The following is a 12209-nucleotide window of genomic DNA, read 5'->3' on the forward strand; positions in this document are numbered from 1 at the left end:
AGGGCTTACAAGCCGACCTAGAAAAGCCGTGTCACCCCATTTGGAGCACCACGATGGCTTTCAGAAATTCTTTTCTTCTGGCATTTTCTCTCGGAATTACCGTGACTTTTCTCGATTGTACCTCCGCTGGTGCCGCCGACCCGATCCGCTGCACCGTCATCATCGACGAGGACAGCGGCGATGCGCTTTACCGCCAGGGTACCTGCGATCAGGGCTTTTATCCCCAGTCGACCTTCAAACTGCCTTTGGCCATGATGGGCTATGATGCCGGCATTTTGACCGACGCCCAGAACCCCCGCTGGAAATACCAGGCGAAGTTCGGTGGCCCGGAACGGGTGAAGAAGGATGTCGATCCGGTGATCTGGGAAAAGGACTCGATCGTCTGGTATTCGCAGGAAGTCGCCCGCAAGCTCGGCAAGCCCAAGTTTGCGGACTACATCCAGCGCTTCGGTTACGGCAACCGCGATGTCTCCGGCGGCCTAGGCAATACCGACGGATTGACCGAATCCTGGCTGATGTCGTCGTTGAAGATTTCGGCGGACGAGCAGGTGCGGTTCCTGCGCCGGTTCCTAAATGGCGGCCTGCCGATCTCCGAACACGCCGTCGACATGACGCTGGCGATCGTGCCGCATTTCGAGGCCGGCGACGGCTGGGACATCCAGGGCAAGACCGGTTCCGGCTGGCTGCGCGACAAGGCCGGCAAGGTGGATTACGACCGCCCGCTCGGCTGGTTCGTCGGCTGGGCAATGAAGGACGAACGGCGCGTCATCTTCGCAAGGCTGCTGGTCGATACCAAGCGCTATCCGAACGAGCCGATCAGCTTCGTGGTGCGGGATGGGCTGATCAGGGATTTCCCGAAACTGGCGGAAGGGTTCTAGGCTCTCGGCCTGAAGCTGAAAGCGGCCGGGCGACCCCCAAGCCCGACCGCCCAGCGCGTACGCAACACTGCGCTGCGCCACCTATAAGAAGCTTTAGCAGTGGCTAATGCAAACAGAGTCGTCCGTTCAGGTTATCGGTTAAGGTTACCTGCGCTGGCGCCCGCCCGCCGTCCCTTTTCGGGCGGCGGGCAGGGGCGTCACTCTGCGGCGATCTGCGTCGGCGCGTCGTCGTTTGCCTCGTGCAGATCCTTGTCCGTCTTCGTCCAGAGCCTTCCGAGGAAGCGGCCGAACCGGTCCATCTCCACGAAGATGACGGGCGTGATGAACAGCGTCAGCGCCTGGGAAACGATCAGGCCGCCGACCACCGCGACCCCGAGCGGCTGGCGCAGTTCCGACGAGGCGCCGGTGCCGAGCGCGATCGGCAGCGCCCCGAGCAGGGCGCAGAAGGTCGTCATCATGATCGGCCGGAAACGCCGCACGCAGGCCTCGTGGATCGCGACGGTCGCGGTCTCTCCTTTCGAGCGCATCGTCTCGACCGCCACGTCGATCATCATGATCGCGTTTTTCTTGACGATGCCGATCAGCATCAGCAGCCCGATCAGCGCGATGATCGACAGGTCGAAGCCGAACAGTTTCAGTGCCAGCAACGCTCCGAAGGCTGCAGCCGGCAGGCCCGACAGGATGGTCAGCGGGTGGATGAAGCTCTCGTAGAGCACGCCGAGGACCACATAGATGGTCAGCACCGCAGCGAGAATCAGCAGCGGCGTATTGCCCTGGCTCTGCTGAAAGATTTGCGCCGTGCCGCCATAGGAGGTGAACACGTCATTCGGCATCTGCAGCTGTGTCTTGATCTGGTCGATCGCCGCCGTCGCGTCCGAGAGCGACACGCCGGCCGGCAGGTTGAACGATACGGTCGTCGAGACCAGCTGGCCGGTCTGGTTGATGGTGACCGGCGCCGTCTGGCGCACGACCGTCGCAAAGTTCGAGAGCGGCACCAGCGAGCCGTTCGAGGACATCACCCTGACGCCCTGCAGCATCTGGTCGTTCCACTGCTGGGTATTGTCGAACTCGGTGATGACGTCGTAGCTGTCGCCGGTCGACTGGATTTCGGCCGCCGTATAACCGCCGAACGCCATCTGCAGCGTCTTGCGCAGTTCGTCGTCGGTAATCCCGAACGACGCCGCCTTTTCCGGGTCGACCTTGATATTGGCTTCGATCGCGTTGTTCTGGGCGTCGGAGGTGACGTCGGTGAAATGCGTCCGGTCGGCGCGCATCGCGGTCTGGATCTTGTCCGACCATTCGCTGGTCTGCGAGGCATTCAGCGCCTGCACGACGAGCTGGTATTGGCTGGCCGTCGCCCGCCCGCCAAAGCGCAGGCTCTGCTGCGGCGTGATGAAGGTCTTCATGCCGGCGAACCTGGATGTCGCCTGCCTGAGTTCGCGCAGCGTCTGGTCGAGCGGTGGGCGCTGGTCGCGGTCCTTCAGTTCCACCCAGATCGTGCCGTTGTTGAGCGAGCTGCGGCCATTGCTGCCGACGATCGAGGTGACGTGGTTGACTGCCGGGTTTTTCTGCACGGCGGCCGCGACCTCTGCCTGCAGGTCGCGCATCGCCGGATAGGAAATGTCCTCGCGGGCGCGGGTCGAGATCGTCAGGCGGCCGATATCTTCCTGCGGGAAGAAGCTCGTCGGCAGCGTCGTGAACAGGTAGACCGAGGCGCCGACCGAGGCGAGGAAGACGAGGAGGATGCCCCCCCGGTTCCTGAGGCACCAGCCGACCGACCGGTCATATCCCTTGAGCGTGCGGCTGAAGCCCGCGTCGAAGATGCGCACCATAAGGCCCGGGTGATGTTCGGCACCGGACAGACGCGAGCCGAGCATCGGCGTCACCGTCAGCGAGACGACCGCCGAGGCGACGATGGCGAGCGCCACCACCATGCCGAACTCGTTGAACAGCCGCCCGACCACCCCGCCCATCAACAGGATCGGGATGAACACGGCGATCAGCGAGACCGACATGGAAATGATCGTCGAACTGACTTCGCCGGCCCCCTGCAGGGCCGCCTGCATCGGCGGCATGCCGTCCTCGACATGCCGCATGATGTTTTCCAGCATGACGATCGCATCGTCGACCACGAGGCCGACCGAGAGCGTCAGCCCGAGCAGCGAGATATTGTCGATGCTGTATCCGAGCACATACATGGCGCCGAAGGTGGTGATCAGCGACAGCGGCACGGCAAGCCCCGGAACGAGGGTGGCGGTGATCCGGCCGAGGAAGAGATAGATGACCAGCACGACGAGGCCGATCGTCAGCATCAGCGTGAACTGCACGTCCGATATCGAGGAGCGGATCGCCGTCGAGGAATCGTTCATGACGCTGATCGACACCGACGCCGGCAGCTCGGCAGAAAGTCCGGGCAGTTTTGCGCGCACCGAATCGACGACATCGACGGTGTTGGCGTCCGGCTGGCGCTGGATGGCGAGGATGATCGACTGGTTGCCGTCATACCAGCTTCCCGCGTCGAGGTTGGCAACGCTGTCCTGAACGTTGGCGACATCGCCGAGATGGACGGGCGCACCGTTCGGACTGGCGATTACCAGCGAACGGAACTGGTCTGCATTGGTGCGCTGTGTGTCGGCATTGATGGTCAGCCGCTGGCTGTTGTTCTGCAGCGAACCGACCGGCGCCTGGCTGTTGGCGTTGGAGATCGCTTTGGTGACGTTGTCGACGCCGAGATTGCGCGCCTGCAGCTTGTTGGGATCGACCTCGACGCGCACCGCATAGGTCTGGGCGCCGAAGATCGATACTTCCGCGACGCCTGGAAGCGTCGAGAGGGAAGGGGAGAGCACGTCCTCGGCGATCTCGTCGATCTTGCTGCGTGGCATCGTATCGCTGCGGATCGACAGCAGCAGGACCGGCGCGTCGGCCGGGTTCGTCTTGCGGTAGCTCGGCGGCGTCGTCATGTTGTCGGGCAGTTGCCGGGTCGCATGCGAGATCGCCGCCTGCACGTCGGCGGCCGCCGCGTCGATATTGCGGTTGAGGTCGAACTGCAGCACGATCGAGGTATTGCCGAGCGAGTTGGTGGCGCTGATCTCGCTGATGCCGGGGATCGTCTCGAACTGCTTGATCAGCGGCGTCGAGACCGCCGTCGCCATCGTCTGCGGAGAGGCGCCGGTCAGCTGCGCGGAGACGTTGATGGTCGGGAAATCGACCTGCGGCAGGGCGGCGACCGGCAGCAGCTGATAACCGGCAAGGCCGGCGAGCACGGCGCCGATGGCCAGCAGCGTGGTCGCGACCGGGCGGCGGATGCAGAATTGAGGGATCATTGCGCGGCCCCCACTTCGATCGGCTGGTCATTGCCCTTGGCGCCGGCCGTCTTCTGGCCGTTGCCGAATTGCTCGACGACGGTCGCTCCATCGACGAGCTGCACCTGGCCCTCGACCACCACATGCGCACCTTCGGTGAGCCCGCTGGCAATCGCCGTGTTCGGGCCGTTGGAACGCGCTACCCTGACCGGTGTCACATGTACTTTCTTGTCGTCGCCGACCGCGTAGACGAACGGGCTGTCGACGCCCGGATTGACCGCCACCGTCGGTACCACGATGTCCTTGTCGCCGCTCTCGAAATGCACGGTGACGTTCAGCGATTGCCCCGGCCAGAGCGTTCCGGACGGATTGTCGAACCGCGCCTTGGCAAGGATCGTGCCCGAAGCGGGGTCGACGCTGTTGTCGAAGAAGCTCAACGTTCCCTTTGAGGAGGTACCGCCGCCTTGCGGCACGGCATCGACCGTTACCGCATTTGCCGAAGCGCCCTGCTTGAGCTGGCCGAGATAGGCCTCGGGAAGGTGGAATTTCACATAGATCGGATCGTATTTGGCGATCGTCACCACCGCCGAGCCGGCGTTGAGATAGGCGCCGGTGCTGATGTCGATATCGCCCAGCCTTCCGTCGAAAGGCGCCCGGATGTCCGTGTGGTCGATTGCGATCTGATCGGAGGCAATCGCCGCGTTGTCGCTCTGCACGGTGGCGGCCGCTGTATCCTGTGCCGCCTTCGCCTGGTCGACGGTCTGCTGCGTGCCGGCATTGCCGCGCAGCAGGTCGTTGGCGCGGGAGAGCGCCGTCTGAGCCTGGGTCAGCGTCGCCTGGTCGCGAACGAGCAGCGCCTTGTCCTTGTCGAGCGCGGCCTTGGCGGTGCGGTCGTCGAGCTTGGCGATCAGGTCGCCCGCCTTGACGAAGGCGCCGTCAGTCGCGGTGATGCTGACGACGATGCCCGGCTGCTGTGCGGCGATCGTGGTATTCTGATCGGCATTGGCCGCGCCCGAGGCGGTCACGTCCATTGGCAGGGCGGTGCGGGTGGCGGCGACGGTCTTCACCGCCGGCGGCGGACCGCCTGCTCCGCGACGCCGCTGCGTGCCCGTCGACTGGCCGTCCCCGGCATCGGCGGATGCCTGCTGGATGAAGGGTGAAAGAAAGGGAAGCCGATCGCGGAACTCCCAGCCCGCAACGCCGGCAGCGACAAGAATGCCAGCAAAAATCCAGATCTTCTTCATGAGGTGACCGCTCGCCTATGGTTGTGCCAATGGTATCGCTCCATCGAACTGCCCATATTGCGGCGCAAAAAAGACAAGTTTTGGCTGATCGCCTCACTAACCGGTGAAGGTGGATTAAAGGTTTGTAATGAAGGGCTTAGAATGAACTGGAGTTAATCTTTCTCGCCTTCTGGATGCGCCGCTGAACTGCGCTCGCCGCAGCTAGCGCAGAAACCGCCGGGCGCCCCAGATGACCACGACGCCGATGATCGCGACGATGGCGCCCCTGATGATCCAGGGCGTCTGGTTGATCATGAAACTGCTGGCGGGATAGGGGAAGGCGCCGCTGCCCTGGCCGATCCAGATGAGGCCGAGCACGACCAGCAGGGCACCGATGATCGAAAGCGCAAGTCGAGTGAATTTCATGGAAAAATCTCCAAAGACAAGGTCCGGAGATCATAGGCTTGGGCGAAGGCTCCCGCGAGACGAATTTGCGTGATGTCACATCGTCCTGAACCGTGTCCGGTCAGACGTCTTCGTAATAAGTGGCGATCAGCGAGCGTGGCGCTGGTTCCTCGCCGTCGGCCAGGAAGAAACTGCCGGCGATGCGGCTCGATGGAGACAGGCTGTCGAGGAGGTTGCGGACCACAACATCGTCCACGGCCTCAAGGCTTCGCGCATGCATCATGCCCGGCCGGCTGGAGATCGCCGAAGTCTCGGCTGCGTGCCGGGTTGCTGCTTCCCAGGTGCCTGCATAGGTCGCGACCTGTCCGGCCGCAAGCGTCGCCGAGATCGACGCAGCCGAGGAGGCTGCCGAAGGCGCCGCGACGTGAGGCACGGCGGAGGGGATACTGGGCGATGCAGCTTCGGTCGCCCCCGAAACACTTTCGATCATGCCGGCGATCCTTTAATTTGGGGGCCGGCTTGCCTCTTAGCTGAGGCGAATTGAGATACCGCCAACGGCGGCAGCTCAATTCGATTTAATGTTTAACGACCTCAGTTTAACGGTCGCTCGGAAGATCAGATCGAACGCGACGCGCCGCCGTCGACCCGGAGCATCGTGCCGGTGACATAGCTTGCCGGGACCGAGCAGAGGAACGCGCCGGCGGCTGCAAATTCCTCGACCCTGCCGAGCCGGCCGGCGGGAATGGTCTTCAGCGAGGCGGAGCGGATTTCTTCCACCGACTTGCCGGTGCGCTTGGCATTGGCGCCGTCGAGTTCGTCAATACGGTCGGTATGGATGCGGCCGGGAAGCAGCATGTTGCAGGTAATGCCGAACCCCGCCACTTCGGTGGCGATCGTCTTGTTCCAGCCGACCAGCGCAGAGCGCAGGGTGTTGGACAGCGCAAGGTTGGCGATCGGCTCGTAGACGCCCGACGAGGCGCAGGTGAGAATGCGGCCCCAGCCCTGTTCCTTCATCTGCGGCAGGAAGGCGTTGGTGAGCGTGATGACGCGCAGAACCATGGACTGGAAGAAGATGTCGAGCTTGTCGGCGGTCATGTCTTCCGCGGTGCCGGGCGTCGGGCCGCCGGTATTGTTGACCAGAATGTCGATGCCGCCGAGCTTCTCCTTGACGGCGGTCTTCATCGCCTCGACGAAATTTTCCTCGGAAAGGTCGCCCCAGACCCAGTCTGCTTTTCCCCCATTGGCCTTTACCTGGCCTTCGGCATTGATCGCCTTGCAATTGTCCGCCAGCCGTTCGCCGGAGCGGCCGACGAGGAGAACATGGGCGCCTTCGCTCGCCAGAGCCTTGGCGATGCCGAGGCCAAGCCCGCGCGACGAGGCGAGCACGAGAGCGCGTTTGCCGTTGAGACCGAGATCCATGGTTCTGTTCCTTCCCCAATTCCTGTAATCGGTTGTCGGGCCTTTATAGCAGCGACAGAAGGCTGCGAAAGGCCGATCTTGCTTTCTGCAGTTCGGTGCCTATAATTGACGTGCACGTAAAAGTAATATGAGAAAACCGAAACGCGATTTGCGCGAATGACAAGGCGGAGGACGTTTTCCCGCCTCGACAAGCCGGGGCGGTTTTGTCAAACAGGTTGCCTGAATAAAGCCGGAAGGGGCCGGCGAGCGGAGTTGGATATGAACGAGCAAGAACTGCCAGAACGCGAGAGCATGGAATTCGACGTGGTGATCGTCGGCGCGGGTCCTGCGGGGCTTTCAGCCGCGATCCGCCTGAAGCAGGTCAATCCGGACCTGACCGTCGTCGTGCTTGAAAAAGGTTCGGAAGTCGGCGCCCATATCCTGTCTGGCGCGGTGGTGGATCCTTCGGGCATCGACGCGCTGCTGCCCGGTTGGCGCGAGGAGGCGGATCATCCGTTCAAAACCCCGGTCACCGCCGACCATTTCCTGTTCTTAGGCCCCGCCGGTTCGATCCGCCTGCCGAATTTCATGATGCCGCCACTGATGAACAATCACGGCAACTACATAGTCTCGCTCGGCAACGTCTGTCGCTGGCTCGCCGAAAAGGCGGAAGCGCTCGGCGTCGAGATCTATCCGGGCTTTGCCGCCACCGAAGTGCTCTATGACGAAAACGGCGCGGTCAAGGGCGTGGCCACCGGCGACATGGGTGTCGAGCGCAACGGCGAGCCCGGCCCGGCCTTTACCCGCGGCATGGAACTGATCGGCAAATATACGCTGATCGGCGAAGGAGTGCGCGGATCGCTCGCCAAGCAGTTGATCATGCGGTTCGACCTGCAGAAGGATCGCGAGCCCCAGAAATACGGTATCGGCCTCAAGGAACTCTGGCAGGTGAAGCCGGAAAATCATCGTCCGGGCCTGGTGCAGCATTCCTTCGGCTGGCCGCTCGGCATGAAAACCGGCGGCGGTTCGTTCCTCTACCACCTGGAGGACAACCTCGTCGCCGTCGGCTTCGTGGTGCACTTGAACTACAAGAACCCGTATCTCTATCCGTTCGAGGAATTCCAGCGTTTCAAGACGCATGATGCGATCCGCGGAACCTTCGAGGGCGCCAAGCGCCTCTCCTACGGCGCCCGCGCCATCACCGAGGGCGGATATCAGTCGGTGCCGAAACTGACCTTCCCCGGCGGCGCGCTGATCGGCTGTTCCGCAGGCCTCGTCAACGTGCCGCGCATTAAGGGCAGCCACAACGCGGTCCTGTCCGGCATTCTCGCCGCCGACAACATCGCCAGGGCAATCGAAGCCGGCCGTGCCAATGACGAGGTGGTCGAGATCGAGACCGAATGGCGTTCGACGCCGATCGGCACGGACCTGAAGCGGGTGCGCAACGTCAAGCCGCTTTGGTCGAAACTCGGCACCGGCCTCGGCATCGCGCTCGGCGGCCTCGACATGTGGACCAACCAGTTGTTCGGCCTGTCGATCTTCGGCACGCTGAAACACGGCAAGACCGACGCAGCCTCGCTGGAACCGGCAGCCAAGCATAAAAAGATCGTCTATCCGAAGCCGGACGGCGTGCTTACCTTCGACCGGCTGTCCTCGGTGTTCCTGTCGAACACCAACCACGAGGAAGACCAGCCGGTCCATCTACAGGTCAAGGACATGGACCTGCAGAAGCGCTCGGAGCTGGACGTCTATGGCGGTCCCTCGACGCGCTACTGTCCGGCCGGCGTCTACGAATGGGTCGAGAAGAATGGCGAAGAAGTCTACGCCATCAACGCCCAGAACTGCGTCCACTGCAAGACCTGCGACATCAAGGACCCCAACCAGAACATAAACTGGGTTCCACCGCAGGGCGGCGAGGGGCCGGTCTATCCGAATATGTGAGGCTGGTTAAGGTTCGTATCCGATGCCGAGTGCTGTCGCGATCCGCGCGAGGCGCTTGTCGCGGGTCAACAGTCGGGTACCTTCGTGCAACCTGGTTGACGCCAGTAGATGCGCGTCGACATAGCCGATGCCGCTTCCCATGAGCGAGTGCTGTCTGATGAGCAAGAGAACCTCAGGGTCGCTTGCCACTAAGGCTTGAGGCAACTCTGAGAGGGACTGTAGAACAAGATCATAGCGTGGCATCGGGCCAAGGGCCACTTCCCCGATGACGAAGGGATGCACGAGAACCTGCTTTCGTTTCAGAAGAAATTCGACAGCCTCCTCGCGCTTTCGGAGATGATCAATCCAGATCGAGGTGTCGAGCAGGATCACTCCGATTTATCCCAATCTGATCCTCCCCACGTCCCGTCAAGGTTCCACCGCCGCCGGGGCGGGGCTTCCAAATCGGGTGCGCTTCCACCCAGCGCGATAAGGCGACGCGCAGCTTCTTCCTGAATCAACCGCGTCAAGGCCTCCTTCAAAAGGAGGGATCGCTCCTTGATGCCAGTAACTTCTTGAGCTCTTGCGAGCAATTTATCATCGATCGTGACCGTCGTGCGCATGGCCTATCTCCTGCTGCATCAAAGGTAGCATCAAATGATGCGCATCTCAATGCGGGCCTCGTGCGTGGCATCTCTACATCAGCACCCTTCTGACGCGTTCGTGATGACTGCAATAACCGCCCGTTTAGCACTTCATTAACCATAATATTCTTAAATTCAGCGTCATCTTCTCGACGCATCAAGGACACATTCATGACGATTTCCCGTCGCGGCTTTCTTGCGGGCCTGCCGCTTCTGCTTGCCGGTTGCGCTTCCACCATCAATGATCAGACGAATTACGCAGCGCTGCCCAACGAACAGTTCCCGCTGAAGACCGTACCGGTCGAGAACATAAAGCCGGAGCTGCGCCGCACGGAAGTCGCCTATGTCACCCCGCATGCAGCCGGCACCGTGGTCGTCGATACGCCGGCCCGCCGCGCCTATTATATCCTCGGCAATGGCCGCGCGATCCGGTATGGCGTCGGAGTCGGCCGTGCCGGACTGGCGCTTGCCGGCAATGCCTATGTCGGCCGCAAGGCCGAATGGCCGACCTGGACGCCCACCGAAAACATGCAGCGCCGCGAGGAGCGATACCGGAAACTCGCAGGCGGCATGCCTGGCGGCCCGAACAATCCGCTTGGTGCCCGCGCCATGTATCTCTATCGCGGCGGCAACGACACGCATTTCCGCATCCACGGCACCAACCAGCCGCAATCGATCGGGCTTGCCATGTCGAGCGGCTGCATCCGCATGATGAACCATGACGTCGTCGATCTCTACAGCCGCGTCAATGTCGGCGCCAAGGTCGTCGTCATCCAGGCCTGATCCACCGCCAGGCCGCTAAGAAAGCCCGCCGTTTCAGCCATGGCGGGCTTTCTTTGTTTCTTGTCACAGGCCTCGTCAGAAGCCCGAAAGCACGAGCTTGCCCTTGGTGCGGTTGCTTTCGACCATCGCATGCGCCTTCTTCAGGTTCGCTGCGTTGATCGGCCCCAAGGTTTCGGCAAGCGTTGTGCGGATCTTTTTGGCATCGACCAGTTCGGCGACGTGGTTCAAAAGCTTGTGCTGCTCGATCATGTCCGCGGTCTGGAAGACGGCACGCGCGAACATCATCTCCCAATGCACCGACAGCGCCTTGCTCTTGAAGGCGCGCAGGTCCATCGGCTCCTTCGGATCGTCGATCAGCGCCAGCCGGCCCTGCGGTGCGATCAGCTCCAGGATGTCCTGGAGATGGTTTTCCGTATGGGTCGTGGAGAAGACGAAGGCGGGTGCGCCGATCGCCATCTGGGCAAGTTGCGGCGCCATCGGCTTCGAATGGTCGAGCACGTGGTGGGCGCCGAGTTCCTTGATCCAGGCTTGCGTTTCCGGCCGCGAACCGGTGCCGATCACCGTCACGTCGGAGAGCTCGCGCAGGAGCTGGATGGCGATCGAGCCGACCCCGCCGGCGCCACCGATGACCAGCACCGCGTTCCAGGCACCTGCCACCTTGTCCTGCACCTTCATGCGATGGAACAGCGTCTCGTAGGCAGTGATCGCCGTCAGCGGCAGGGCGGCGGCTTCCTCGAAGCTCAGGGTCTTCGGCTTGAAGCCGACGATGCGCTCGTCGACCAGATGGAATTCCGCATTGGTGCCCGGCCGGTTGATCACGCCGGCATAATAGACCTCATCGCCCGGCTTGAAAAGTTTGATGCCCGGGCCGACCGCCTTCACCACGCCGGCAGCGTCATAACCGAGGATCCGGTGCTGGCCGGGTTCGACCGCGGCCGAGCGGCGCACCTTGGTGTCGACCGGATTGACCGAGACCGCCCTGATCTCGACGAGCAGATCGCGGCCCGTCGCCTCCGGCATGGGCAGCTCGATGTCGATCAGCGAGGTTTCGGCGGTAATGGGCTGGGGCGTGTTGAAGCCGACGGCGCGCATGGAACGTCTCCTTGGTTTGTGTCCTGTTGTCCGGAGACTAGATGGCGCCTATGTTCAAGGAGCGCAAGAATGCACATTTTTGGTCTATAGTACCGAAAAGTATACCGTGAAAGGACGCTGACCATGTCGAAACCCCGTGCAAAGCTGACCGACAATTTCCCAGGCTGCCCGGTGGAGTCGACCCTGAGTTTCCTCGATGGGAAATGGAAAGGCGTCATCCTTTATCACCTGTTGCAAGACGGCACGCTGCGCTTCAACGAACTGCGCCGCCGCATTCCGGCGGTCACCCAGCGCATGCTGACCAAGCAGCTGCGGGAACTGGAAGAGGCAGGCTTGCTGTCCCGCACCGTATTCCCGGTCGTGCCGCCGCGCGTCGATTATGCGCTGACGCCGATCGGCCGCAGCCTGGAACCGGTCATCGCCGCACTCCGTCTCTGGGGCAAGGAACACGTCATCTGCGAGAATGGCCGGAAATATATGGTGATGCCGGAGGAAGAGGCAGCGTCGAAAGCGGCTTAGTCATTGAAGCGCTGCGTGCTCATACGGAATCTAACTGAGACAGCA

The 12209-nt window shown here is 62.2% G+C and carries 12 protein-coding genes; 4 read left to right on the top strand and 8 right to left on the bottom strand.

Features of this window, described 5'->3' with window-relative positions; all coding sequences use genetic code 11:
• Positions 1–53 precede the first annotated feature (53 nt).
• On the top strand, positions 54–878 hold the full coding sequence (blaOXA, locus tag ACZ9IU_RS06925; protein ID WP_038541363.1) for a class D beta-lactamase: 825 nt from the start codon (positions 54–56) through the stop codon (positions 876–878).
• Between the two features lie 197 nt (positions 879–1075).
• Here the strand turns inward: blaOXA and ACZ9IU_RS06930 are convergent, their stop codons facing one another.
• From ACZ9IU_RS06930 to ACZ9IU_RS06950, 5 genes are all read right to left on the bottom strand, one after another.
• Entirely contained in the window at positions 1076–4201 is a 3126-nt protein-coding gene (locus tag ACZ9IU_RS06930) for an efflux RND transporter permease subunit (RefSeq protein WP_038541365.1), read from the bottom strand.
• Positions 4198–5424: an efflux RND transporter periplasmic adaptor subunit gene (locus tag ACZ9IU_RS06935; RefSeq protein ID WP_051899673.1), complete on the bottom strand. Its 1227-nt coding sequence runs from the start codon at positions 5422–5424 to the stop codon at positions 4198–4200. The genes ACZ9IU_RS06930 and ACZ9IU_RS06935 overlap by 4 nt, the downstream gene beginning before the upstream one ends.
• Before the next feature lie 201 nt (positions 5425–5625).
• A complete protein-coding gene (locus ACZ9IU_RS06940; protein WP_038541367.1) occupies positions 5626–5829 on the bottom strand; it encodes a hypothetical protein in 204 nt (67 codons plus the stop codon).
• 100 nt (positions 5830–5929) lie between these two features.
• Entirely contained in the window at positions 5930–6298 is a 369-nt protein-coding gene (locus ACZ9IU_RS06945; protein WP_038541369.1) for a hypothetical protein, read from the bottom strand.
• A 125-nt stretch (positions 6299–6423) separates the two neighbouring features.
• Positions 6424–7227 (bottom strand): SDR family oxidoreductase, encoded by an 804-nt coding sequence (locus tag ACZ9IU_RS06950; protein ID WP_038541371.1) that lies wholly within the window; start codon positions 7225–7227, stop codon positions 6424–6426.
• Positions 7228–7485: 258 nt separating this feature from the next.
• On the opposite strand from ACZ9IU_RS06950, the gene ACZ9IU_RS06955 reads away from it, so the two are divergent.
• A complete protein-coding gene (locus ACZ9IU_RS06955; protein ID WP_038541374.1) occupies positions 7486–9147 on the top strand; it encodes an electron transfer flavoprotein-ubiquinone oxidoreductase in 1662 nt (553 codons plus the stop codon).
• A 6-nt stretch (positions 9148–9153) separates the two neighbouring features.
• Here the strand turns inward: ACZ9IU_RS06955 and ACZ9IU_RS06960 are convergent, their stop codons facing one another.
• A complete protein-coding gene (locus tag ACZ9IU_RS06960; RefSeq protein ID WP_038541376.1) occupies positions 9154–9519 on the bottom strand; it encodes a type II toxin-antitoxin system VapC family toxin in 366 nt (121 codons plus the stop codon).
• The gene (locus tag ACZ9IU_RS06965; protein ID WP_038541378.1) at positions 9516–9749 is read right to left on the bottom strand and encodes a type II toxin-antitoxin system VapB family antitoxin; all 234 of its coding nucleotides are present in this window, start codon (positions 9747–9749) and stop codon (positions 9516–9518) included. The genes ACZ9IU_RS06960 and ACZ9IU_RS06965 overlap by 4 nt, the downstream gene beginning before the upstream one ends.
• A gap of 192 nt (positions 9750–9941) precedes the next feature.
• Here ACZ9IU_RS06965 and ACZ9IU_RS06970 point away from each other — a divergent pair, with 192 nt between their 5' ends.
• Positions 9942–10553, top strand: coding sequence for a L,D-transpeptidase (locus ACZ9IU_RS06970; protein ID WP_038541380.1), 612 nt, complete (start codon positions 9942–9944; stop codon positions 10551–10553).
• 75 nt (positions 10554–10628) lie between these two features.
• Here the strand turns inward: ACZ9IU_RS06970 and ACZ9IU_RS06975 are convergent, their stop codons facing one another.
• On the bottom strand, positions 10629–11645 hold the full coding sequence (locus ACZ9IU_RS06975) for a zinc-binding alcohol dehydrogenase family protein (protein ID WP_038541382.1): 1017 nt from the start codon (positions 11643–11645) through the stop codon (positions 10629–10631).
• A 123-nt stretch (positions 11646–11768) separates the two neighbouring features.
• On the opposite strand from ACZ9IU_RS06975, the gene ACZ9IU_RS06980 reads away from it, so the two are divergent.
• Positions 11769–12164, top strand: a complete 396-nt coding sequence (locus ACZ9IU_RS06980; RefSeq protein WP_038541384.1) for a winged helix-turn-helix transcriptional regulator — start codon at positions 11769–11771, stop codon at positions 12162–12164.
• Positions 12165–12209 lie beyond the last annotated feature (45 nt).

The organism is Mesorhizobium sp. USDA 4132 (genome assembly GCF_056279545.1).

Excerpts from the sequence above, each read along its gene's own strand:
- blaOXA (WP_038541363.1), top strand. The coding sequence starts at position 54 with ATGGCTTTCAGAAATTCTTTTCTTCTGGCATTTTCTCTCGGAATTACC.
- ACZ9IU_RS06930 (WP_038541365.1), bottom strand. The coding sequence starts at position 4,201 with ATGATCCCTCAATTCTGCATCCGCCGCCCGGTCGCGACCACGCTGCTG.
- ACZ9IU_RS06935 (WP_051899673.1), bottom strand. The coding sequence starts at position 5,424 with ATGAAGAAGATCTGGATTTTTGCTGGCATTCTTGTCGCTGCCGGCGTT.
- ACZ9IU_RS06940 (WP_038541367.1), bottom strand. The coding sequence starts at position 5,829 with ATGAAATTCACTCGACTTGCGCTTTCGATCATCGGTGCCCTGCTGGTC.
- ACZ9IU_RS06945 (WP_038541369.1), bottom strand. The coding sequence starts at position 6,298 with ATGATCGAAAGTGTTTCGGGGGCGACCGAAGCTGCATCGCCCAGTATC.
- ACZ9IU_RS06950 (WP_038541371.1), bottom strand. The coding sequence starts at position 7,227 with ATGGATCTCGGTCTCAACGGCAAACGCGCTCTCGTGCTCGCCTCGTCG.
- ACZ9IU_RS06955 (WP_038541374.1), top strand. The coding sequence starts at position 7,486 with ATGAACGAGCAAGAACTGCCAGAACGCGAGAGCATGGAATTCGACGTG.
- ACZ9IU_RS06965 (WP_038541378.1), bottom strand. The coding sequence starts at position 9,749 with ATGCGCACGACGGTCACGATCGATGATAAATTGCTCGCAAGAGCTCAA.
- ACZ9IU_RS06970 (WP_038541380.1), top strand. The coding sequence starts at position 9,942 with ATGACGATTTCCCGTCGCGGCTTTCTTGCGGGCCTGCCGCTTCTGCTT.
- ACZ9IU_RS06975 (WP_038541382.1), bottom strand. The coding sequence starts at position 11,645 with ATGCGCGCCGTCGGCTTCAACACGCCCCAGCCCATTACCGCCGAAACC.
- ACZ9IU_RS06980 (WP_038541384.1), top strand. The coding sequence starts at position 11,769 with ATGTCGAAACCCCGTGCAAAGCTGACCGACAATTTCCCAGGCTGCCCG.